Raw genomic sequence first — 23,921 nt, forward strand, 5'->3', positions numbered from 1 at the left:
AGCGTAGGGAAGTCATAGAAGCTATCGAATCTGGAAAGATTACCACTCCTTCTGATATGATTCTATATGCGAACCAAATTTGTGAAGACAGGGGAGATGATCCCCTTGGATAACGGAATGATCGAGAGTGTAAAATATTTTGTGTAAATGCATAAGCTTCTTGCTCAAAATCTATTTATACCTCATACTGAAAGGGACCAAAGGCAAAGGAGTGGAATACTATGGCAAAGCGTACTCTTACCCCCGATTGCAGAGTTTGGCAATATTACCAGAGAAGAGTATATTAAAAGAGGGATGGAGCTTGTCCAATCTGGGACTGGAAATGGCATTTTGGGGCATGTCGACAAAAACAATATTTTAACAAGGCACGATGTGGAGAAAAATGAGTTTGCCAAAGGACGTCCAGATCGTGGAATATATACGTATTTTAGACCGGTAAAGGAGCTAGAGTATTATAAAGAAATGAAGAAAGGGGATTTGGAACATGGAGGAAAAAAATAACTACCACAAGTGTCTTTGTTGTGGAAAAGGGATTGTGGAAGGCAACCAACTCTATGATATTTGCAGTATTTGTGGTTGGGAAGATGACCCAGTACAGGCAGGAAATCCTGAATTTTCTGGAGGCGCCAATAAAATGTCCCTGGATGAAGCCCGTAAGGCTTGGAAAGAAAGGAAGCAAATTTACTGATGGATAACATCCGAATCATTTACCGTATCCTATTGATGCAGATGGCCATGAGAATGGCCAAGGGTATCAAAGATTGCGTACCTGGAATTTAATATAACCGCCTTCGTGGAAACGTCGGCGGTTTTTTCATGTCTGAAAGTGAGCAACCATGAAAAAGAACCGTTCTCTCTGGGAGCCCAAACGCCGCATTGAGGCAGCGTTCCGGCGCCGGCTGCTGGCCATTGCCAGGACCATCGTGCGGAAAGTGAAAGAAACGAATGACCCGGACGAAATCCAGCGGATCCTGCTCCAGATCACCCGGACAAAAGAATATCAGAAGCTGTGCCAGTCCGCTGCCATGAAGATGGTGATGGGCCTCCGACATCGCGGAAGAGATCCAAAAAATGTTCCCAGAGAAAACGACGGCCAGGGCCGAACTGATCCGCCCGGACCCAGACCTCCATGACAAGCACCAGCCTGACCTGGCAGCGGTCCAATCGACTGGGGGCCCATTGGTATATCTGGCGGGCCGTCGGAGATGCCAGGACCCGGCACAGCCACGAAAAGATTGAAGGGGTCCTGGTGAACTGGAACCATCCACCAGCGCCGGAGGATCTATTCCCGATTCCCAACGCAGACGGGAAGCCCCGCCGGAACACCCTGGGCCATTACCATGCGGGCTGCTGCCCCAACTGCCGGTGCTACCCGGAGCCGGTTATCGACCTGGATCAGGTGACCTTCCCGGCCAGGATTTACATGGGGAACAGGATTCAGACCATACGGGAAAAAGAATTTGAGAGGATGATGTGACGATGGAGAATAAAGGCCGAATCCTGCTGAAACTAAAGACCATGATGCTGCGGGTAGCCACCATGGACAAATTTAATAAAGCAGCGCATCCACGTGGGGGAGACCCAGAAATTAGGGGAAGATTTTCTAAATCACCAGGTATTGAAAACAAGTTGATAGACAAGCAAAAAAATGATAACCTAAAAAGGGATAGACATGTAAAACGGCAACATACCACAATACGCCTATCTCCAAAAGAGTATGCTGAAGTAGTCAGTGTCCTTAACACAAACCTTACGAAAGAAGAACGAAAGAAAAAATGGTTGCAGAAAGCTGTGGAAAATTATTGCTATACTTTTAAAAATATAGGATTTAATCAGTATGAATTCATTAGAAAGGAAAAAATAAAATGAATGAGCATACATTACCAGAGCCAACGCCAACTGAAAGAAAGATGATGGATGTTCTTAGCAAGATATGGAACCATGATGATTTTATATTTGGAATCAGAGTGACGTTGAAAACGGATGAACTTCGTCAAGAAATGGCTGATGCCATTAAGGATGGAGATATTGTAACCAGTGATGATGCTATTCTATATGCGGTACAGCTTGCTGAGGAAGATATCCATTATCGTCGATTATGATAGGATTTGTTTCGTATCAGATAGAAATTTGAATAAAAGCACCAGCCGTCCCTAGCGGGGCTGCATTTTTATACCCGAAAACAGGAGGGAACAGGATGAAAACAAAAGATGCACTGGCGATCGGAATCAAGCTGGGCAGGCTGCAGCGGACCCTGGACGCATGGGAAGAAAGCAAGCACCCGAGAGCGAACAATGGGCAGTTTTCACATTCGGCCGGAGGTGGGCCGTCTTCCCTAAATACCATTGCTTACGCTGCAACAGGAGAAATCCGGCCCTGTCCACGATGTGGCAGCTGGAGACATTTTGATTGAGGAAACGGGAAATGAGACCTGTGGTGGAAACCCGCTGGGCGGGTTTCCATAAACGTATGAAACCGCAGGCCGGGACGGGCGGGCCTGCGGCACGCCCCTACCACGTTAGGGTCAGATGGTGATTGTTCAATCGGGTGGACGGGATCTGCGGTTGTCCGTGCAAGAGGTCCGGCCAGCGGCCGGTCTGCCTGGGACAACAACCGGAGAACACCGTTGTTGCATCGGTCCTTCGACAGCAACGGCGTAGGGGCTGCCCGCAGGGAAGCCCGTCCCGGCCTCCCGGCAGGGTTCGGTCTGTGGGGGCGTCCTGGGCATGGGACAGCATTTCTTCCACTATACTGCAGGTAATTTCATCGTAGGAAAAGAAGAGAAAGAGTCAATGTTTCCTTTGTATGCTACAATAGAAAGAAACAAGGAGGGCGGCCACGATGAAATGTCTGGGAAAAACCACGGCCCTGGCAGCCCTGTGCCTGCTGCTGGTCCTTCTGGCAGGGTGCAGGGTGGACCAGAGGCAGCGGGACGGAAAGACCGGGGCGTCGCCGGTAAGGATCAGGGAGCTTACAGTCACTAGTCTCTAGTCTCTAGCCGAATGAAATCATCTGCCAAGGGCAGATGATCCTGAATAGAAACGCAGCGGGGCTGCTAACCCACCACCATTGCGCAAGCGCAACGGTCCCCCGCCCTTGAAAAGGGCGGATATATAAAGGTGGATGCACTGCCGGAGAACACCGTTGTTCCCTGCCGTAGGGGCTGCCCGCAGGGGAGCCCGTCCCGGCCTCCCGGCAGGGCCGGTCTGCTTTCTTTCTTAAACGATGAACCATAAAGGAGCTCAATATCATGTCTTTCCAACTTACCCCGCTTACAGCGGGACTTCTTTTGATCAATGTTATTACTTTTGCCGTGTACGGCTATGACAAATTCTGTGCCAAACGGGGGGCCTGGCGGGTGCCGGAAATCCGGCTGCTGGGGCTGGCGGCCCTGGGGGGCAGTGTGGGGGCTCTTTTGGCCATGTTCCTGTTCCGGCACAAGACGAAGCATCTGAAATTCACCATCGGGGTGCCGGTGATCCTGGGACTGCAGGTTTTAGTGGGGGCCAGGGTGTTGGGGTGAAACAATTCCCTCTTGCCAAACGTCAAATTGTCAAATATAATAGAGCATGGGAGAACCTGTCTGTCCCGTAGGAGGTAATCATCATGCGCAATATTGCAGATGCCATAGAGCAATTCATCATCAGCGAGCTGTTCGCCAACGAACAGGACCGGGTGGATGTGAAACGGAGCCAGCTGGCGGAAAAGCTGTCCTGTGCTCCCAGCCAGATCACCTACACCCTGACTACCCGCTTCACCCCGGAACGGGGGTATGAAGTGGAATCCAAACGGGGGAACGGGGGCTTTATCCGGATCATCCGGCTGCCCCGGGAACCCCATGTCCAGCCCCAGCTTCCTGCGGGGAAGGACGTGAAATCCTCCGGCCAGCTGGTCCAGCTGCTGGCGGCCCACAAACTGATCACCGGCCGGGAGGCCCGGCTGCTGGATTATTTCCTCCATGTGCTGGGGGACCATGTAAGCGAAGAAAACAAGGAACAGATCGTGCGGAATGCGTACCAGCTGCTCCAGGAGGAGGAGTAAGTGGCCAAGACACAAACCCATTACGTCTGCCAGAACTGCGGGTATTCCACTCCCAAATGGCTGGGCAAATGCCCGGAATGCGGCCAGTGGGATACCCTGGTGGAAGAAACGGCGGCTCCGGCTCCCAGCCGGCAGCGGCCGTCTTATCTTGCCATTACGGAAGCCCCCACCCCCAAGACCCTGAAACAGGTGGAAAAGGTGAAGGTCCAGCGGATGACCACCGGCATCCATGAGTTCGACCGGGTGCTGGGGGGCGGCATCGTCCCCGGGTCCCTGGTCCTTTTGGGCGGGGCCCCCGGCATCGGCAAAAGCACCATCACCCTGGACGTTTCCATGAAGGCGGCGGCCCGGGGTGCCCGGGTGCTCTATGTATCCGGGGAAGAGAGCGAAGCCCAGACGGCCATGCGGGCAGAGCGGCTGGGACAGGCAACGGATGCTCTGCAGATCATGACGGCCACGGAACTGGGCACCATCCTGGTCCAGGCCAGACAGGTGAAGCCCCGTCTCCTGGTCATCGACTCCATCCAGACCATGTACAACCAGGAACTGGAAAGCGCCGCCGGCAGTGTGGGCCAGGTGCGGGAATGCACCGCCAAGCTGCTGACCTTTGCCAAGGAAACAGGGATCGCGGTGATCATCATCGGCCACGTGACCAAGGAAGGGAACATTGCAGGCCCCCGGCTGCTGGAACACATGGTGGACGTGGTGCTCCAGTTCGAAGGGGACCGGTCCTACACCTACAGGGTGCTCCGGGCTCTGAAGAACCGGTTCGGCTCCACCAGTGAATGCGGGATCTTTTCCATGGAAGAGGAAGGGCTCCGGGAAGTGGCCAACCCTTCCGGACTGTTCCTGGAAGCCAAGGAAGAACCGGTATCCGGGTCGGTGATCACTGCCGCCATGGAAGGGAACCGGCCCATTTTGACGGAAATCCAGGCCCTGGTGTCCCACACCCCCTTCGGGCTGCCCCGGAGGACGGTGGTGGGGGTGGACTTCAACCGGGTGAACATGCTGCTGGCGGTGCTGGAAAAGCGCTGCGGCATGAACTTCGGGGATCAGGATGCCTATGTGTGCGCCGTAGGGGGCATGAAGGTGAAGGAACCAGCGGCGGACCTGGCCATTCTGGGAGCCCTGGTTTCCAGTTACCGGAACCGGCCGGTGTCCATGGGGGTGCTGGCGGTGGGCGAAGTGGGCCTTACCGGGGAACTGCGCCGGGTGGGCCTGGCGGACCGGCGGATCAAAGAAGCGGCCCAGCTGGGATTCCACCGGTTCATCGTCCCCAAAGGAAGTTTCCCACCAGGAAAAGAACCCAAAGGAGTCACCATCATCCAGGCCAGGACTGTGGAAGAGGCCATAGCAGGGATGTACGGGGAATAGGGGCTGCTGGTCAGCAGCCCCTTATTTATTTGACAGTCTTCTTCTCTTTTTATATAATTTATGGGATACGAAAGAGAAATTAATTTTCTGGCTGATGGGATTTTTTCCTTTTTGCTGGAGGGAATTTGGGAGAGTTGGTAATGAAATATTTAACTGGTAATGAGATTCGGCAGAAGTATCTTGATTTCTTTAAGGAACGGGGCCATCTGGTACTGCCCAGTGCGTCCCTGATTCCTCATGATGACCCTACGCTGCTTCTGATTGGCGCAGGCATGGCTCCGTTCAAGCCGTATTTTACCGGCAAGGTGAAACCGCCTGCCACCCGGATCACCACCTGCCAGAAATGTGTCCGGACCGGGGATATTGAAAACGTGGGCCGTACGGCCCGGCACCATACTTATTTCGAAATGCTGGGGAACTTCTCCTTTGGGGACTACTTCAAGAAAGAAGTGATTCCCTGGGCCTGGGAATTCCTCACCAAGGTGCTGGAACTGCCGGCGGACAAACTGTGGATCACTGTGTACCCCAAGGACCAGGAAGCCTATGACCTGTGGCACGATGTGTGCGGGGTGCCGGCGGAACGGATCGTGAAGCTGGAAGACAACTGGTGGGAAATCGCCAGCGGCGGTCCCTGCGGCCCGGATTCCGAAATCCATATCGACCTGGGAGAAGAACGGGGCTGCGGCAGTCCTGACTGCGGGCCCGGCTGTGACTGCGGCCGGTTCCTGGAACTGTGGAACCTGGTGTTCACCCAGTACAACAAGGAAGCGGACGGCAGCTACACTCCTCTCCAACACAAGAACATCGATACGGGCCTGGGCCTGGAACGGGTGGCTTCCGTGCTCCAGGAAAAACCCAGCAACTTTGAAACGGACCTGATTTTCCCCATTATCGAATACGCCTGCAAAGTGTCCGGCAAAACCTACAATGCGGACCCCAAGGATGATATTTCCCTGAAGGTCATCGCCGACCATGCCCGTTCCGTCACCTTCATGATCGGGGACGGGATCCTGCCCTCCAACGAAGGCCGGGGCTACATCCTGCGCCGGGTGCTCCGCCGGGCCATCCGTCACGGCCGTCTCCTGGGCATCCGGAAGGAATTCCTGGTGGGGGCTGCGGACCTGGTCATCGACATGTACGGGGACCATTACACGGACCTGCGGGAAAAGAAAAGCTACATTGAAAAAGTCATCGCCATGGAAGAAAACTCCTTCCTTCAGACCCTGGAACAGGGCACGGATCTCCTGAACCAGAAGATCGATGCCATGCGGAAAGCCGGCAGCACCGTGCTGAACGGGGAAGACGCCTTCCAGCTGTATGACACCTTCGGTTTCCCCTGGGAACTGACGGAAGAAATCCTGGAAGAACAGGGCTTCACCATGGACAAGGAAGGCTTTGAAAAAGCCATGGAAGCCCAGCGGGAAAGAGCCCGTGCCGCCCGGAATGACAAAGAGGGCAAACCGGTGCTCTACGAAACCCGTCATCTGAAACTGGGGAACCTGACGGTGGACGAAGCCAGCAAAAACGGCAAAGTGGCCGCCATCTTCCCGGCTCACGATACCCAGCCCATCCAGAACGCCAAAAGCGGGGATGAACTGGCAGTGATCCTCACTAACACCGCCTTCCATGCAGAAGGGGGCGGCCAGCTGGGAGACACCGGCCGGCTGGTGTCCGACAAGGGCATTTTCAACGTTACTGACACCAAAAAGCTGCCCGATGGGTACACCATCCAGCTGGGCACCCTGGAACAGGGAACCCTGGCCGTAGGGGACGAAGTGGAATTCGAAGTGAACCTGAAACGCCGGGGGGACATTGCCCGGAACCATACGGCCACCCATCTGCTCCATGCAGCCCTGAAACAGGTGCTGGGCAGCCACGTGAACCAGGCCGGCAGCTATGTGGGGCCGGACCGTCTCCGGTTCGACTTCTCCCATTTCTCTCCGCTGACGGAAGAAGAACTGGCCCAGGTGGAAGACATTGTCAACGAAAAGATTCTGGATGCAGTGGATGTGGAAATCTCCCAGCAGGATCTGGAAAAAGCCAAGGAAATGGGCGCTATGGCCCTGTTTGGGGAAAAATACGGCAAGATTGTCCGGGTGGTGAATGTGCCCGGTTACAGCATGGAACTGTGCGGCGGTGTCCATGTGTCCAACACCAGCCACATCGGCCTGTTCAAGATCCTGTCTGAATCCAGCGTTGGCGCCGGGGTGCGGCGGATCGAAGCGGTGACCGGCCGGGGCGCCCTGGCTTACACCCGGGAACTGGAAAATCTGATCGGGGAAGCTTCCGCTGCGGTGAAGGGCCGTCCCAACAACCTGGTGACCCGGATCAATGCCCTCCAGGAAGACCTGCGGGCGGAAAAACACCGGGCTGATGAAATGGAAAAGAAACTGGTGGCTGCCCAGGCTGCCAGCGTAACGGCAGATGCCAAAGAGGTGAAGGGTGTGCCCTTCCTGGCTCAGGAAGTGAAGGTACAGGATGTGGATGCCCTGCGGAAAATGGGGGACACCCTCCGGGACAAGACCGGCGGGGTGGTGGTGCTGGCTGCACCTATGAGCGCCGACAAGGTGAACATCCTGGTGATGGCTTCCAAGGAAGCAGTCCAGAAAGGCATCCATGCCGGGAAGATCGCCAAGGGAGTTGCCCAGGCCATGGGCGGCAACGGCGGCGGCCGGCCGGATATGGCCCAGGCCGGGGGCAAGGATGCCTCCAAGGTCCAGGCAGGCCTGGCCAAGGCTCTGGAACTGGTGGAAGGCCAGCTGAACTGAGAAAACCAACCAACAGGAAAGATTGGGTTGACAAGAAGGTGTGGAAATGGATCCAAAGGAAAAACTGGGAAAAGCCCTGTACCATCTGCTGGAGAAAAAACACCTCCACGACATCACAGTGGACGAAATCGTCCGGGATGCGGGGCTGACCAAGGAAGATTTTGAACGCTGCTGCAAGAACAAGAAGGAACTGGCCCACTGGGTGTATCTCCATATCCTGGCCCGTCACGGCCGGGATATCCTGAAAAGCCACTGTTGGTCCGAGGCTCTGTACAAAAAGTTCCTGCTGTACAAGGCCAACCTGAAGTTCCTGCAGAACCTGTACACCAGCTGTGATGTGGAAGACATCCGCCAGACCAACCGGCGGTTCGTCCGGGATGCCTATCACCTGATGCTGAAAAAAGCGGGAGCGGATCTGACGAACCCCCACATCCAGTTCGCCACGGAAATGGTGATCTACGGTGGGGAAGAAATGACCATGCGGTGGATCCTGGAAGGGATGGAAGTCCCCATCGAGGTGATGCTGGTCCTGTTCCAGGAATCCATTCCCCTGATCATCAGTCAGTATTTTTATTGAATAAAGCGGGGGGTGTTGCCGTGCAACAGCCCCTTCTTTACAAAGGAGGGAGAAACATGTCTCGTACTACACAGGAAACCACCATGTTCAAACCGGTTCCGGAAACCAAAAGTGTGGCGGAAACCATCCGGGAGGTGGCAGAGGCCCTGAAGGAAAAAGGGTACAACCCCATCGACCAGCTGGCCGGGTATCTCCTGAGCGGGGATCCGGCTTATGTGACCAGCTACAAGGACGCCCGGCTGAAGATCCGCCGTTTTGAACGGTACGAACTGATCGAAGCCCTGCTCCAGGCCTACCTGGAGGAATCAGAACGCTGATGAGGATCATGGGCTTGGATCTGGGCACCCGGACCATCGGGGTGGCCGTCAGCGACGAAACCGGCTTCATCGCCCGGGGGGTGGAGACCATCCGCCGGAAGGGGCTGGAAAACGACCTGAACCGTCTCACGGAACTGGTGGAGGCGGAAGAAGTGGGGCAGTTCGTATTGGGCTACCCCAAGAACATGAACGGGTCCATTGGCGACAGAGCCAGGGCCAGTGAAGAATTCAAAACCATCCTGGAGGAACGTTTCCCGTCCATCCCGGTTGTCCTTTGGGATGAGCGGCTCTCTACGGTAGCAGCGGAAAAAGTCCTGATCGAGGCGGATCTCCAGAGGAAGAAACGGAAGAAAATCATCGACATGATGGCCGCTGTGGTCATCCTGCAGAATTACCTGGACAGCCCGAGGAGGAAATGACAATGGCCAAGAACGACGACGAAAAGCTGCTGGCAACGGAAGACCAGGAAGCGGTGGTGGTGATCACCGACGAAAAAGGCAACGAATCCTATTATCTGGAAGAAATGGTGATCCCCATGGATGGGAAGAACTTCGCCCTTCTGACCCAGATCCCGGAAGAGGACGACACGGACCCGGAGGAAGAGGACAATGTGATCATCGCCCGGGTGGATTTTGATGACAAGGGGGACCCGGTGTACCTGGATCCCACCGATGAAGAATTCGAAGCAGTCCGGAAAGCCTATGAGGAAATCATGGACGAAATGGATGCCCAGTAACCAGGAAGGCCCATTATGCGGAAAAAATTCTTACCCATCGGGATCGCCCTGGTGCTGGCCCTTCTGTTCGGAGGCTACTGGTACCTGGACTACTTCAACACCAACACCAGCCTGGCCACCGGTCAGAAGGTCCGGTTCACAGTTACGGAAGGCATGACCACCTCTGACATTGCCACCCTGCTCCACGACAAAAAGCTGATCCAGACTCCGGAATCCTTCCGGCTGGCAGCTCGGGTGAAAGGTCTGGAAAACCATCTCCAGGCCGGCACCTACGAAATCACCGCCGGCATGAGCGACGGGGAGATCATCAACATCCTGTCCAAAGGGAAGGTCCATTCCAACAGCTTTGCGGTGCCGGAAGGGGCCACCATCAACGAAATCGCCCTGAAGCTGGAACGGGAACACCTGACCACCGCCCAGGCCTTCAAGGATGCCTGCCGGAACTATACTCCCTACACCTACATGGAAAGCCGCAATCCGGATGTGGTGTACAAGGCGGAAGGGTTCATCTGCCCGGCCACCTACAACATCCCGGAAAAGGCCACCGCCAAGGACATGGTGGCCATGATGGTCCAGGAGTTCAACAAAAAGCTGACCCCGGACCTGCGCAGGGACATCCAGAAAAGCTATCTGCCCCTCCGGGACATTGTGACCCTGGCTTCCATGGTGGAACGGGAAGCCACCCACAAGGAGGAAATGCCTCTTATTGCCGGGGTGTTTGAAAAACGCCTTCAGATGGGGATGCCCATCCAGTCCGACACCACCATCCAGTACATCCTGGGAGCCCAGAAGAAGGAAGTCACCTACGACGACCTGGAGCTGGAATCTCCCTACAACACCTACCTGAACAAGGGCCTGCCTCCGGGACCGGTGGGGAACCCCAGCATGGATGCCATCCGTGCAGTGATCCATCCGGTGATGACCGATTATCTGTACTTTGTGGCGGATAAGGAAGGTTACCATCACTTTACCAAAACCTACGAAGAACATGTGGCCATGATCCAGAAACTGAACCCTGGAGAAGTCATAGGAGAAGCACAGTGAACAAACCTGAACTGCTGGCTCCCGCCGGGAGCCTGGAAAAGGGCCGGATGGCCCTGTTGTACGGAGCTGACGCCATTTATCTGGGAGGCCGGGCCTTCGGGCTCCGGGCCTTTGCCGCCAATTTCTCCCTGGAAGAGATCCGGGAGATCACGGCCTTTGCCCACAGCCTGGGGAAAAAGGTCTATGTGACCGTGAACATTTTCCCTCACAACAGCGACCTGCCGCCTCTGCCGGATTATCTCCGGGATCTGGAGGCCGCAGGGGTGGATGCCCTGCTGGTGTCCGACCTGGGAGTGTGGATGACGGCCCGGAAAGTGGTCCCCGGTCTGGGGCTCCATGTAAGCACCCAGGCCAACGTGACCAACTGGGCCACCGCCAAAGCCTGGGAAGACCTGGGAGCGGAACGGGTGGTGCTGGCCCGGGAACTGTCCTTCCAGGAAATCCGGGAGATCCGGGAAAAGATCACCGCGGACCTGGAAGTGTTCGTCCACGGGGCCATGTGCATTTCCTATTCCGGACGGTGCCTGCTGAGCAACTACTTCACCGGACGGGACAGCAACCGGGGGGCCTGTGCCCAGGTGTGCCGGTGGGAATTCGGCCTGACGGAAAAGAACCGGCCCGGGGAAGTGTTCCCCATGGCAGAGGATGAACGGGGCACTTATATTATGAATTCCAAGGATCTGTGCCTCATTGATTATCTGCCCCAGCTGATGGAGGCAGGGGTCACCAGCCTGAAAATCGAAGGCCGGATGAAAAGCGTCCATTATGTGGCCACCGTGGTCAGCGCCTACCGGAAAGCCATCGATCTGTGCTGGGAGGATCCGGAACATTTCACCGTGCCGGAAAGTCTCCGACAGGAACTGGAAAAAGTCTCCCACCGGCCCTATACCACCGGGTTTGCCCTTGGGAAGACCGGCCCGGAAGACCAGGTGTACACCACCAGTTCCTATGAACAGAGCGCGGATTTCGTGGCTCTAGTGAAGGACTTTGACCCGGCCGGGGGACGGGTGACCCTGGAACAGCGGAACCATGTGAAGGCAGGGGAAGTGCTGGAAGTACTGACTCCTGGGGGAGAAATCTTCCCCTGGACCCTGGAGGACATGAAGGACGGAGAGGGGAACCCTCTTACCGCCGCTCCCCATGCTCAGATGGTGTTCACCGCCAAAGGGGACGGACGGATGGCTCCCTTCTCCCTGGTCCGCCGCCTGAAGAAATAAAACAAAACAATTTGTAACAAAGTATATAGAAACCCTTGCTTTTTTTCGGGGTTTAAGAGTACAATAGATTAGTCGAACTGATTTTGTTGGACGAAGCACAAGGAGACGATAGGATGAAGGCACTGGAAAGACTCCGGAGTTTTCTGGAACAGGAAAAAGTGGATGGGATCTTCATCAAGGGAGATTCTTCCATCCGGTATTTCACCGGCTTCACCGGCGGGGACAGCCTGCTGTATGTGGATGCCCACCGGGCGGTGATCATCACCGATTCCCGGTATACCCTCCAGGTGCGCCAGCAGGCTCCGGACTGCGAACTGGTGGAACATCTCCACGGGTTCTGGCCGGAAGCGGCCAAACTGCCCCAGTCGGACAACCTGGCCCTGGACGGGGATTATTTCTCCTATACGGAACAGCGGGCCCTGGCAGCGGCCCTGCCCCATGCCACCTGGAAGAATGTGAACCTGGTGGGCCTGCGGGCGGTGAAGACCCCGGAAGAGATGGCCCTGATCCGGAAGGCAGTGGCCATTTCCGACGAAGCCTTCCTCCAGCTGCTGCCCCATATCCGGGCTGGCCGGACGGAAAGCGATCTGGCGGCGGAACTGGAATACAACATGCGGAAGCTGGGGTCCACCAAGCCTTCTTTCGAAACCATCTGTGCCTCCGGCAAACGGAGCGCCCTGCCTCACGGGGTGGCTTCTGACAAGGTGGTAGAAGCAGGCGATTTCATCACGTTCGACTTCGGGGCCACCTATGGGGGCTACTGCTCCGACATCACCCGGACGGTGGTGGTGGGGAAGGCTGCTCCCTGGCAGAAGGAAATCTATGATATTGTACTCCGTGCCAACCTGCTGGGAGAAAAGACCCTGAAGGCCGGGCTTACCGGTATCCAGGTGGACGGAGCCGTCCGGGACTTCATCACCGGCAAAGGCTACGGCCCCAACTTCGGCCATGGCCTGGGCCACGGCGTGGGCCTGGACATCCACGAAAAACCGGTGCTGAACCGGGCCAATGACCAGCCTCTGCCGGCTGGTGCGGTGGTGACCATCGAACCGGGCATCTATCTCCCTGATCAGGGCGGTGTCCGGATCGAGGATACGGTACTGGTCACGGAAACGGGCTGCGAACGGCTCACTTCCGTGCCCAAGGAACTGAAGGAACTCTGATTTACCCATATAAACTATATTTTTTTGGAGGTTGTTTTCATGATTTCTACGAACGATTTTAAAACTGGCGTAACGGTTGAAATTGACGGCGATGCTTGGCAGGTCGTTGAATTCCAGCATGTAAAACCGGGTAAAGGCGCTGCTTTCGTACGGGCCAAAATGCGCAACCTGTGCACCGGCGCTGTGGTGGAACGGACTTTCAACGCGGCTGAACGTCTGGAAAACGCCATTGTGGAAAGAAAAGGCATGCAGTACCTGTACGAAGCCGATGGCACCTATGTGTTCATGGACAACGAAACCTATGATCAGCTGGAACTGAACAAGGATCAGCTGGGCAAGGCCGTGAACTTCCTGAAGGAAAACATGGACGTTAAGGTCATCACCTTCAAGGACCGGATCCTGGGTGTGGAACTGCCCAACACGGTGGAACTGACCGTAGTGGAAACCGAACCGGGGATCAAAGGGGACACCGCTACCGGCGGCAGCAAGAACGCCAAAATGGATACCGGTTATGTGGTCAAAGTGCCTCTGTTCATCAACGAAGGGGACGTTCTGCAAATCGATACCCGTACCGGGGATTATATTGCCAGAGCATAACAGGGAGAAAATGGGGGCTGTCGCAGGACAGCCCCATTTTGTATTCCGGCGGTTTTTGAAACCCGGCCGGACGGTGGAATAAAGGAAAGAAACATGAAGACAATCTATCTGGTGCGCCATGGGGAAACCCTGGCCAACCGGCAGGGGATCCTCCAGGGCTGGTCCAACAACCCCCTGGACGACACCGGCCGGAAACAGGCATCCGCCCTGGTGACCCGGGCTGCCCGGGTGCCTTTGGATGCCCTCTATACTTCGGACCTGATCCGGACCCGGGAAACGGCTGCCCCTCTGGCGGCGGCCCGGGGCATGGAAGCAAAGGCCCTTCCCGGGCTCCGGGAGATTTCCTTCGGGAAATGGGACGGCCATCATCTCCGGGAGATCCAGGAAAAGGATCCGGATACCCTCCGGGATATTTTCCTGAAGCCGGGACAGGTGGACCTGGAAGCGGAGGAAGACCTGGCCGCTTCCCAAAAAAGAGGATGGGAAACCTTCCGGGAACTGGTGGACCAAATGGAACCGGAAGGTACCATCCTGTGCGTCAGCCACGGGGGCCTGATCCGGCTCCTGGTGTGTCAGATCCTGGGGTTCCCCATAGACAACATGTGGCGGATGAGCCTGGCCAACACGGCCTTCGTCCAGGTGGTCCAGACCGCCGACTACGGATTCCGGGTGGACAAACTGAACGATATGGGGATGCTGTAAGCCTCTTGACTCATCTGTTATAATAATAGATACATATAAACATCTTACAAATGAGGGAGCGATTCTTATTTTAGAATTCAAGCATATCAGCATCGACGACAAGCCGATATTCGATGATTACTTTACCGAAGAGGACTACCATGCCTCGGAATGCTGTTTCGGGTCCATCTTTATCTGGCGGAAGCAGTATGACAGCTACTGGGCCATCAGCCACGGCTGTCTCATCATCAAGGTCACCGTCAACGGCACCACTTTCGTGCTGCCTCCATTCGGCGGGATCAATGAAGACCTGCCAAAAGTGATCTGCGCCCTGAAGCAGTATTTCAAAGGGGAACCTTTCGAAATGCACGGGATCTACGAGCATACCATCGAACGGTTCCAGAAATACCTGCCCCAGGTGAACACCTTCACCCCGGACCGGGACAACTGGGACTATGTGTACCAGCGGGCCAGCCTGGCCAGCCTCAGCGGCCGGAAGCTCCACGGAAAGAAGAACCACTACAACCAGTTCCTGAAGGACAACCCGGAATTCGTCTACGAGCCCATTACCCCGGCCAACAAGGACGAATGCATTGCCTACGGGAAACAGTGGGTGGAACAGCGGGAACTCACCGATCCTTCCATTGTGGCAGAATTCGACGCCATCCAGGAAGGGCTGAACCATCTGGATGAACTCCAGCTCCGGGGCGGTCTGATCCGGCTGGACGGCCAGGTGAAGGCCTTCACCTTCGGGGAACGGGCCGGGAAGAACACGGCGGTGATCCATGTGGAAAAGGCGGATCCGGACATCCGGGGACTGTACACCGCCATCAACAAGGAATATATCGCTCATGAATGGCCCGATGTGACCTACATCAACCGGGAAGAGGACATGGGCAAGGAAGGACTCCGGGAAGCCAAGGAATCCTACAAGCCTGTGTTCATGGTGAAAAAATACAATACCATCATCCGCTGAAGGAGGATTGCCATGGATTTTCGTTTGCTCCAGCAGGATACCCTGTCCCAGGCGGCGGACCTGTGGGATTACTGCTTTGAAAAGAAGGGGACGCCTTTTTATGAATGGTATTTCGGGGAATATGCCCTGAAGCAGAACCGGATCCTGGGTGGATTCCAGGACGGGAAGCTGCTGACCATGCTCCATCTGAACCCCTATGTGCTCCGGCTCCGGGAACGGGACTGGAAGGTACCCTACATTGTGGGGGTGGCCACGGATCCGGTGGCCCGGGGACACCATGTGATGGGGGACCTGATGGAAACCGCCTTCACCACCCTCCGGGCCCTGAAGGTGCCTTTTGTGATCCTCATGCCCATTTACGCCGGGATCTACCAGCCCTACGGCTTTGCCTGGACCCATCTCCGGAAGCATTACACCCTGCCTCTGGCCGGACTGGATCTGGCGGGACACCCTCTGGACGGGTACGAACCGGAACGGGTGGACACCCGGAGCGGGGAAAAACTGGTGGCTCCCGTCTATGAAAAAGCCATGGCCGGGTACCACGGCTATGTGGTCCGGGACCACCGGGTGTGGGAGAACACCCTTCTGACAGCCGCCCAGGAAAATTTTGAGACGGTAATCATCCGGAATGACGGTGCACCAAAGGCTTACGCGTTGTATAATAGAGAGGGAGACAAAGTGACCGTCCAGGAAATGGCTGCTGCAGAACCCCCGGCCAAAATCCGTCTGCTCCAGTACTTCAAGGGGCTGGCGGGCACCTACAAGACCCTGGACTGGCTGGCGCCGGAAGACGACCTGACCTGGACCCAATTGCCGGACCAGGCCCTGGCGCCCCGGGAGGCCCCCTTCATGATGGGCCGGGTGATCAACGCCGCGGCCTGCCTGAAGGCTCTTTCCGTACCGGAGAGCCTGGTGGGGAAGACCCTGGTGCTGGCCCTGAAGGACGAACAGATCGCCCTCAACACCATGCTGGTGAAGCTGAACTTCACCCGGGAGGGGATCCAGCTGCTGAACACCCTGGACGACCCGGAGGTGCTGCTGGATGTGGGGACCTTCACCCAGCTGTTCTTCGGCCTCTACGGACCGGAACAGCTCCAGAAAGCCGGTATGATCTATGTGGACAGTGAAAATGCATGGGAAATCCTTGACAAATTGTTCCCGCGGGAGAATAATTTTATCAACGAGTATTTTTAAGGGAGGCTGTCATGAGCGACAAAATTAGACGTGTATTTGTGGAGAAGAAGAAAGAATATGCTGTGGAAGCAGCAGGTCTGTGTTCCGATCTCCAGCAGACCCTGGGGCTGAAGAACCTGAAAAGCGTCCGGATCGTGAACCGGTACGACCTGGAAGGGCTCACCGACGAAGAATACCAACAGGCCAGAAGCCTGGTACTCAGCGAAGCCCCGGTGGATGTGGTCCGGGACGAAGAACTGGAGATCCCTGCCGGTTTCCGGAGCTTTGCCGTGGAACTGCTCCCCGGCCAGTATGACCAGAGAGAAGATTTTGCCGCTCAGTGCATCCAGGCCATCACCCAGGGCCAGCGGCCCATTGTGGCTGCTGCCAAGGTGTTCCTGCTGGAAGGGGACCTGTCCGACGCCGACTTTGAAAAGATCAAACACTACTGCATCAACCCGGTGGAAGCCCAGGAAGCGGCCATCGACAAGCCTGACACCCTGGACATGACCTGGGATGTGCCCAAACCGGTGGCTGTGCTGGACGGCTTCCGTGCCCTGGACAGAAAGGGCCTGGAAGACTTCCTGAACAAACAGGAACTGGCCATGAGCCTGGAAGATCTGGCTTTCATCCAGGAATATTTCAAGAAGGAAGACCGGGATCCTTCCATTACGGAAATCAAGGTGCTGGATACCTACTGGTCCGACCACTGCCGGCACACCACCTTTGAAACCAAACTGGAAAACGTTTCCATTACCGACGGTGTCTACACCCAGCCGGTGGCGGAAGCCTACGACCTGTACAAAAAAGACCGGGATTTCGTTTACGGGAAAGACACCCAGCGGCCCATTACCCTGATGGATATGGCCTGCCTGGCCACCAAGAAGCTGAAGAAGGAAGGGAAAATCCCCGATCTGGATGCTTCGGAAGAAATCAACGCCTGCAGCATCGTGGCCCCCATTGACGTGGACGGCAAAAAAGAAGACTGGCTGGTGATGTTCAAGAACGAAACCCACAACCATCCCACTGAAATAGAACCTTTCGGGGGCGCTGCCACCTGTCTGGGCGGGGCCATCCGGGATCCCCTCAGCGGCCGGAGCTATGTGTACCAGGCCATGCGGGTCACCGGGGCCGCAGATCCCCGGACTCCCTATGAACAGACCCTGAAGGGCAAACTGCCCCAGCGGAAGATCACTCTGGGTGCCGCTGCCGGGTACAGCTCCTACGGGAACCAGATCGGTCTGGCCACCGGATCCGTGGAAGAGTACTATCATCCCAAATTCGTGGCCAAGAGAATGGAAGTGGGGGCTGTCATCGGGGCTGCTCCCCGGGACGCTGTAGTCCGGGAACGTCCGGCTGCCGGCGATCTGATCGTTCTTTTGGGCGGCCGTACCGGCCGTGACGGCATGGGCGGCGCCACCGGTGCCTCCAAGGAACATACCACCAAATCCCTCAGCGAATGCGGTGCGGAAGTCCAGAAGGGGAACGCCCCCAACGAACGGAAGATCCAGCGGCTGTTCCGGAATCCGGAAGTGACCCGTCTCATCAAACGGTGCAACGACTTCGGGGCCGGCGGTGTTTCCGTGGCCATCGGGGAACTGGCTCCGGGCCTGGTGATCAACCTGGACAAGGTGCCCAAGAAGTACGAAGGCCTGGACGGCACGGAACTGGCCATCAGTGAATCCCAGGAACGGATGGCGGTGTGCATCGCTGCCAAAGATCTGGACAAATTCATGGCCGCTGCCGCCAAGGAAAACCTGGAAGCCACGGTGGTGGCGGAAGTGGCGGAAGATCCCCGTCTGGTGATGTACTGGAGAGGGGAAAAGATCGTGGACCTGTCCCGGGCTTTCCTGGACACCAACGGCATTCCCCAGAAATCCAACGTGGTAGTGGACGGAGTGGAAGAAACCTCTCCCTTCAACAGCACTCCTGCAGAAGTGGAAGGGAAGAAGGATATCAAAGAAGCCTGGCTGGCCAACCTGGACCGGCTGAACGTGTGCAGCGAAGAAGGGCTGGGTGAACGGTTCGACGGCTCCATCGGCCGGGGCAGCGTACTGATGCCCTACGGCGGCCGGAACCAGCTGACCCGCACCGAAGGCATGGCCGCCCGTCTGCCGGTACTCCACGGCAAGACCAACGCCACCTCCGTCATGGCCAGCGGCTATGATCCCAACGTGTGCTGCTGGAGCCCGTACCATGGGGCCATGTACGCGGTGGTGGAAGCCGTGTGCCGGGCTGCGGCCATGGGCGCCGATCCGAAGAAACTGCGTCTTTCCATGCAGGAATACTTCCCCAAACTCCATACGGAACATACCTGGGGCCGGCCTTTCGCCGCTCTCCTGGGTGCCTATAAAGCCTGCTGCGAACTGGAACTGCCGGCCATCGGCGGCAAAGACTCCATGAGCGGCACCTTCATGGACCTGGAAGTCCCGCCTTCCCTGATCTGCTTTGCAGTAGGGGTCATGGACGGCCGTGACACCATCTCCAACGAATTCAAACAGGCCGGCAACACCGTGGTGTTCATCCCCGTACCCTGCGATGAACACGAAGTGGTGGATTACCCTGCCCTCCGGACCCTCCTGGACAGCGTCCACAAGGCCATCCTGGGCAAACGGATCCTTACTGCCGGCGTGGTGAAAGAAGGGGGCGTGGCCGCAGCCATCTCCTCCATGTGCCTGGGCAACGGACTGGGCTTTGGCTTTGTGAAGCCCTTCCTCCACGAGGAATGCCTGTTTACCCTCCAGCCCGGCGGCTTCCTGGTGGAACTGGCTCCCGGTGCCGATGCGGAGAAAGTCTTCGCCGGCAGTGACTTCCTGGTGTTGGGCAAACTCACCGACGATGGAAAAGTCACTGTCAACGACACTGCCATCAGCCTGGACGAAATCAAGGCGGCCTATACCCGGACCCTGGAAGGGGTATTCCCCTCTGTGGTGAAGGATTCCGGCAAGGACATCTGCCGGATGCCCTACTACCGGAACGACCTGCCTCTCACCGCTCCCTACAACGTGGCCCAGCCCCGGGTGTTCATCCCTGTGTTCCCGGGCCTGAACTGCGAATTCGACACCGCTGCGGCCTTTGAAGCAGCCGGTGCCAAGGCGGACATCTTCGTGATCCGTAACCTGACTCCGGACGCCATCAGGGAAAGCGTGGAAGAAATGGCCAAACGGATCAAGGAAGCCCAGATCCTGGCCATCCCCGGCGGGTTCTCCGCCAGCGACGAACCGGAAGGCTCCGGCAAATTCATTGCCACCATGTTCCGGAATCCGTCCCTGAAGGAAGCGGTCATGGACCTGTTGTATAACCGGGACGGCCTGGCACTGGGGATCTGCAACGGCTTCCAGGCCCTGATCAAACTGGGTCTGGTGCCCTATGGAGACATCCGTCCTCTGACGGAAACCTCTCCCACTCTGACCTTCAACACCATTGGCCGGCACATTTCCCGGATGGTGGAAACGAAAGTGGTTTCCAACAAATCTCCGTGGCTGGCCCTCACTGAACCGGGAGACATCCACACCATCGCCGTTTCTCACGGGGAAGGCCGGTTCGTGGCCACCGAAGAAGAGATCAAGAAACTCTTTGCCAACGGCCAGGTGGCAACCCAGTATGTAAACCAGGCTGGGGATCCCACCATGGAAAGCCCCTACAACCCCAACGGCTCCCTGTATGCCATTGAAAGCATCACCAGCCCGGACGGGCGGGTCCTGGGCAAAATGGGCCACACCGAACGGTTCACCGATGGTCTCATGAAGAACATCCCGGGGAACAAACTGCAGCCTCTGTTCCTGGGCGGCGTGCAGTACTTCAAGTAAGATTCAACAGGGAAGGGGAGACTGCCAGGGGCAGCTCCCCTTTCTTTTGCCCTTAATAGAAAAGAAAACAAAGGAGAAGATTCTGCATGGAACTTTCTGTTGGAACGAAACTCCACGGCTTTGCCGTACAAAAAATCACCCCTCTGCCGGATATCGAAGCCACGGCTTACGAAATGATCCATGAGGCCAGCGGGGCCAAACTGTTCTACCTGTCCTCAAAAGACGACAACAAGGTGTTCACTATCGGCTTCCGGACTCCCAGCCAGGACGACACCGGGGTGGCCCACATCACCGAACATTCCGTCCTTTGCGGCAGCCGGAAATACCGTCTGAAGGAACCTTTCGTGGAACTGGTGAAAGGCTCCCTGAACACCTTCCTGAACGCCATGACCTACACGGACAAAACTGTGTACCCGGTGGCCAGCCGGAATGCCAAGGACTTCCGGAACCTGGTGGACGTGTACCTGGATGCGGTGTTCTATCCTCTCATCGGAGAGAACCCCTTTACCCTCCGCCAGGAAGGCTGGCATTACGAACTGGGGAAAGAAGGGGACAAACCTCTCCTTTACAACGGGGTGGTGTACAACGAAATGAAGGGGGTCTATTCCTCCCCGGATGCCATCGAGGAACATGAAGTGATGAAGGCCCTGTTCCCGGATTCCCCTTACCGGTTCGAATCCGGCGGCCTGCCTTCCGCCATTCCCCAGCTGACCCAGGAAGGGTTCGTGGCCTTCCACAAAAAATACTACAGCCCGGAAAACGCCTACATCTACCTGTACGGGGATGTGGACATCGCCGACTGGCTGGACTACATGGACCGGGAATATCTCAGCCGGTTCCCCAAGACCGGCACCCTGAAGGTGGAAATCCCCCTCCAGGCTCCCTTCGACCAGACCCGGGAAGTGAAAGCCTCCTACCCGGTGCCGGAAGGGGATGACACGGCCAAAAAGACCTACCTGTCCATGAACATCGTGGTGGGGTCCGCCCTGGACCAGAAGCGGATTATGGCCCTGAAGCTTTTGACCCATGTGCTCCTGGACGGGAACAACGCTCCCCTGCGGCTGGCCCTGCTCCGGGCAGGCATCGGCAGCGACGTGTCCGGCAGCCTGAACGGCTCCCAGCTCCAGCCGGTGTTTTCTGTGGAAGTCAGCGGTTCCGACCCGGACAAGGAAGACCAGTTCGTAAAGGTGCTGTACCGGACCCTCCAGGATCTGTCCCGGAACGGGATTCCCCGCCGGCTCCTGGAAGCGGAACTGAACTCCGAAGAATTCAAGATGCGGGAAGCGGATTTCAACATCTATCCCAAAGGCCTGATCTACGGGCTGAACGTAATGGAAACCTGGCTCTACGGAGGAGACCCCACCGCCTGTCTTCGGTTCACCGACTGCCTGGACTTCCTCCGGAGCGCCATCGACAAGGGATATTATGAACAGCTCATCGAAAGCGTACTTCTGGACAACACCCAAAAATGCCTGGTGACCCTGACCCCGGAACCGGGGAAGGAAGCCCGGGACGCGGAACAGTTCGCCCAGGCCATGGCGGAAAAGAAGAGCCAGATGGATGCAGACCAGCTGAAGGAAGTGGAAGCCATCGCCGACGAGCTCCATGCCCGGCAGGCAGCCCCCGACACCCCGGAAGCCTTGGCCTCCATCCCGCTCCTCCAGCGGTCCGACATTACCCGGAAAAACGATTTCGAGCATCCCCAGGTAACGGAAGCGGGGGACCACACCCATCTGGTGCTCCATCAGTTCACCAACAAGATCGCCTATTTCGACTGGTGCTTCGATCTTACCGGTCTGCCGGAAGACAAGCTGTGCTATGCTTACCTTCTCACCGACGTGCTGGGGAAGGTGGACACCGACGATTATTCCTATGAGGAACTGACCACCCTGGCGGATCTGTACCTGGGAGGCCTGAACTTTGAAGTGAAGCCTTACAGCCGGTACAACGACACCAACACCTACCGGAACGTGTTCAAGGTGTCCGCCAAGGTACTGGAAAAGAACGAGGACAAGCTGTTCGATATCCTCAGCAGCATCGCCCTCCGGAGCCATGTGGAGGACAAAAAGCGGCTGAAGGAAATCATCAGCGAAGTGAAGACCGACTGGGACAACAACTTTTTTGCCCGGGGGATGACCGTGGCCACCCTGCGGCTTATGAGCTACTTCTCCAAATCCGCCCGGAGCATGGAACACGACCAGCTGACCTATTACCAGTTCCTCCAGGATCTGTGGGCCCATTTCGACGAAAAGGCCGATGAAGTGGCGGCCAACCTGAAGGCTCTGGTGCCCGCCTTCTTCCACCAGGATGCCCAGCTCCAGTCCCTGTCCTGCGACAAGGACATGGAACAGGAAGCCCTGGCCAGGATGGAAGCCTTTACCGCCCAGTTGCCCCATTCCCCCTATGCAGGGAAGGCCATGCCCGTTCTGACGGCTCCCGGGAAGAACGAAGGGATCACCACCTCCGGGAAGGTCCAGTATGTACTGGCCGGGGGCAATTTCCATGACCACGGCTACCACTATACGGGAGCCATGAAAGTGCTGGAAACCATCCTCCGGTACGGGTACCTGTGGACCAAGATCCGGGTCCAGGGCGGGGCCTACGGGGCCGGCACCCGGTTCGATCCCAGCGGCACCTTCTACCTGTCCAGCTACCGGGATCCCAAACTGGCGGAAAGCCTTCAGGCCTACCGGGATCTGCCGGACTACCTGGAAAAATTCCAGGCCTCCGACCGGGAAATGACCAAGTACGTGATCGGCACCATCAGCCTGGTGGATACGCCCCTTACCCCGGCCATGCACCTGGAAAAGGCCATCACCGCCCAGATGAAGGGGACCCCGGAAGCCATCGCCCAGAAAAAGCGGGACCAGATTATCGACTGCACAGCCGAAGACATCCGGGCCCTGGCGCCCCTGGTACGGGACGTGCTCTCCGACGGCTACCTGTGCGTAGTCGGGGGAGAAGGGAAGATCCAGGAAAACAAGGGATTGTTTGAACAGGTGATCAAGGCGTAAAAGGCAGTCAGCGGGTGAAGGAGACCATCTGCCGGGGGCAGATGGTTTTGAAGGGAAACGCAGCCCAGGGGGCTGCTAACCCACCACCATTCCGCAAGCGCAACGGTCCCCCGCCCTTGAAAAGGGCGGATAACAGGTACGCGGGCTTACGCCCTTGCCCCTGTCTTATGCAATGGGCCGTTAGCCCCGAGCGTATATCCGCCCTTTACAAGGGCGGATATACGCTCGGGGCTCCGCCCCATTGCTTTTGTGACACGCGGGCTATGCCCTAGTGTCACTATCCGCCCTTTTCAAGGGCGGGGGACCAGCCGCAAGGCTGGTGGTGGGTTAGCAGCGACAGCTGCGTTTTTCTCAAGGGGACCCGTGCACCGGGTCCCTTCCTTCGCCCATTGACAATTGACCATTGACCATTGACAGCAACAAGGATGATTGTA

The 23,921-nt window shown here is 56.9% G+C and carries 25 protein-coding genes; all 25 read left to right on the forward strand.

What is annotated here, in order from left to right:
* The first annotated feature begins 294 nt into the window (after positions 1 to 294).
* The gene (locus ACZOF8_RS08545) at positions 295 to 501 is read left to right on the forward strand and encodes a hypothetical protein (protein WP_441368622.1); all 207 of its coding nucleotides are present in this window, start codon (positions 295 to 297) and stop codon (positions 499 to 501) included.
* Positions 485 to 688: a CPCC family cysteine-rich protein gene (locus ACZOF8_RS08550; RefSeq protein ID WP_279128333.1), complete on the forward strand. Its 204-nt coding sequence runs from the start codon at positions 485 to 487 to the stop codon at positions 686 to 688. The genes ACZOF8_RS08545 and ACZOF8_RS08550 overlap by 17 nt, the downstream gene beginning before the upstream one ends.
* A 148-nt stretch (positions 689 to 836) precedes the next feature.
* A complete protein-coding gene (locus ACZOF8_RS08555; protein ID WP_441368623.1) occupies positions 837 to 1,133 on the forward strand; it encodes a hypothetical protein in 297 nt (98 codons plus the stop codon).
* Positions 1,130 to 1,477 (forward strand): putative phage head morphogenesis protein, encoded by a 348-nt coding sequence (locus tag ACZOF8_RS08560; protein WP_022487553.1) that lies wholly within the window; start codon positions 1,130 to 1,132, stop codon positions 1,475 to 1,477. The genes ACZOF8_RS08555 and ACZOF8_RS08560 overlap by 4 nt, the downstream gene beginning before the upstream one ends.
* A gap of 2 nt (positions 1,478 to 1,479) precedes the next feature.
* Complete coding sequence (locus tag ACZOF8_RS08565) at positions 1,480 to 1,869, forward strand: hypothetical protein (protein ID WP_288174582.1); 390 nt, start codon at positions 1,480 to 1,482, stop codon at positions 1,867 to 1,869.
* Positions 1,866 to 2,102, forward strand: a complete 237-nt coding sequence (locus ACZOF8_RS08570) for a hypothetical protein (protein ID WP_288174581.1) — start codon at positions 1,866 to 1,868, stop codon at positions 2,100 to 2,102. The genes ACZOF8_RS08565 and ACZOF8_RS08570 overlap by 4 nt, the downstream gene beginning before the upstream one ends.
* A 95-nt stretch (positions 2,103 to 2,197) precedes the next feature.
* Positions 2,198 to 2,413: a hypothetical protein gene (locus ACZOF8_RS08575; RefSeq protein ID WP_288174580.1), complete on the forward strand. Its 216-nt coding sequence runs from the start codon at positions 2,198 to 2,200 to the stop codon at positions 2,411 to 2,413.
* A gap of 428 nt (positions 2,414 to 2,841) precedes the next feature.
* The gene (locus ACZOF8_RS08580) at positions 2,842 to 2,991 is read left to right on the forward strand and encodes a hypothetical protein (RefSeq protein ID WP_441368624.1); all 150 of its coding nucleotides are present in this window, start codon (positions 2,842 to 2,844) and stop codon (positions 2,989 to 2,991) included.
* Positions 2,992 to 3,250: 259 nt separating this feature from the next.
* Positions 3,251 to 3,523, forward strand: a complete 273-nt coding sequence (locus ACZOF8_RS08585) for a DUF1294 domain-containing protein (protein ID WP_441368625.1) — start codon at positions 3,251 to 3,253, stop codon at positions 3,521 to 3,523.
* A gap of 83 nt (positions 3,524 to 3,606) precedes the next feature.
* Complete coding sequence (locus ACZOF8_RS08590; RefSeq protein WP_022487610.1) at positions 3,607 to 4,041, forward strand: CtsR family transcriptional regulator; 435 nt, start codon at positions 3,607 to 3,609, stop codon at positions 4,039 to 4,041.
* Positions 4,042 to 5,415, forward strand: coding sequence for a DNA repair protein RadA (gene radA, locus ACZOF8_RS08595; protein ID WP_487426773.1), 1,374 nt, complete (start codon positions 4,042 to 4,044; stop codon positions 5,413 to 5,415).
* Between the two features lie 140 nt (positions 5,416 to 5,555).
* On the forward strand, positions 5,556 to 8,183 hold the full coding sequence (gene alaS / locus ACZOF8_RS08600; RefSeq protein ID WP_154488255.1) for an alanine--tRNA ligase: 2,628 nt from the start codon (positions 5,556 to 5,558) through the stop codon (positions 8,181 to 8,183).
* A 46-nt stretch (positions 8,184 to 8,229) separates the two neighbouring features.
* Entirely contained in the window at positions 8,230 to 8,760 is a 531-nt protein-coding gene (locus tag ACZOF8_RS08605; RefSeq protein WP_154488256.1) for a TetR/AcrR family transcriptional regulator, read from the forward strand.
* 56 nt (positions 8,761 to 8,816) lie between these two features.
* Positions 8,817 to 9,077, forward strand: coding sequence for an IreB family regulatory phosphoprotein (locus ACZOF8_RS08610; RefSeq protein WP_279127644.1), 261 nt, complete (start codon positions 8,817 to 8,819; stop codon positions 9,075 to 9,077).
* Positions 9,077 to 9,496, forward strand: a complete 420-nt coding sequence (gene ruvX / locus ACZOF8_RS08615) for a Holliday junction resolvase RuvX (protein ID WP_022487615.1) — start codon at positions 9,077 to 9,079, stop codon at positions 9,494 to 9,496. The genes ACZOF8_RS08610 and ruvX overlap by 1 nt, the downstream gene beginning before the upstream one ends.
* Positions 9,497 to 9,498: 2 nt before the next feature.
* On the forward strand, positions 9,499 to 9,813 hold the full coding sequence (locus ACZOF8_RS08620; RefSeq protein ID WP_022487616.1) for a DUF1292 domain-containing protein: 315 nt from the start codon (positions 9,499 to 9,501) through the stop codon (positions 9,811 to 9,813).
* A gap of 15 nt (positions 9,814 to 9,828) precedes the next feature.
* Positions 9,829 to 10,857 carry an endolytic transglycosylase MltG gene (gene mltG / locus ACZOF8_RS08625; protein WP_154488258.1) on the forward strand — a complete coding sequence of 343 codons (1,029 nt, stop codon included), beginning with the start codon at positions 9,829 to 9,831 and terminating at the stop codon, positions 10,855 to 10,857.
* Complete coding sequence (locus ACZOF8_RS08630) at positions 10,854 to 12,074, forward strand: peptidase U32 family protein (RefSeq protein WP_279127640.1); 1,221 nt, start codon at positions 10,854 to 10,856, stop codon at positions 12,072 to 12,074. Before mltG ends, ACZOF8_RS08630 begins: the two co-directional genes overlap by 4 nt.
* A 113-nt stretch (positions 12,075 to 12,187) precedes the next feature.
* A complete protein-coding gene (locus ACZOF8_RS08635) occupies positions 12,188 to 13,237 on the forward strand; it encodes a M24 family metallopeptidase (RefSeq protein WP_487426774.1) in 1,050 nt (349 codons plus the stop codon).
* A gap of 39 nt (positions 13,238 to 13,276) precedes the next feature.
* On the forward strand, positions 13,277 to 13,834 hold the full coding sequence (gene efp / locus ACZOF8_RS08640) for an elongation factor P (RefSeq protein WP_022487620.1): 558 nt from the start codon (positions 13,277 to 13,279) through the stop codon (positions 13,832 to 13,834).
* 93 nt (positions 13,835 to 13,927) lie between these two features.
* The gene (locus tag ACZOF8_RS08645; protein WP_288311032.1) at positions 13,928 to 14,536 is read left to right on the forward strand and encodes a histidine phosphatase family protein; all 609 of its coding nucleotides are present in this window, start codon (positions 13,928 to 13,930) and stop codon (positions 14,534 to 14,536) included.
* A 106-nt stretch (positions 14,537 to 14,642) separates the two neighbouring features.
* A complete protein-coding gene (locus ACZOF8_RS08650; RefSeq protein ID WP_487426789.1) occupies positions 14,643 to 15,491 on the forward strand; it encodes a DUF2156 domain-containing protein in 849 nt (282 codons plus the stop codon).
* A 12-nt stretch (positions 15,492 to 15,503) separates the two neighbouring features.
* The gene (locus ACZOF8_RS08655) at positions 15,504 to 16,685 is read left to right on the forward strand and encodes a GNAT family N-acetyltransferase (protein WP_487426775.1); all 1,182 of its coding nucleotides are present in this window, start codon (positions 15,504 to 15,506) and stop codon (positions 16,683 to 16,685) included.
* A gap of 11 nt (positions 16,686 to 16,696) precedes the next feature.
* Positions 16,697 to 20,473, forward strand: a complete 3,777-nt coding sequence (locus ACZOF8_RS08660; RefSeq protein ID WP_487426776.1) for a phosphoribosylformylglycinamidine synthase — start codon at positions 16,697 to 16,699, stop codon at positions 20,471 to 20,473.
* 86 nt (positions 20,474 to 20,559) lie between these two features.
* A complete protein-coding gene (locus tag ACZOF8_RS08665; protein WP_487426778.1) occupies positions 20,560 to 23,487 on the forward strand; it encodes an insulinase family protein in 2,928 nt (975 codons plus the stop codon).
* Positions 23,488 to 23,921 lie beyond the last annotated feature (434 nt).

Source organism: Acidaminococcus sp. (genome assembly GCF_057597765.1).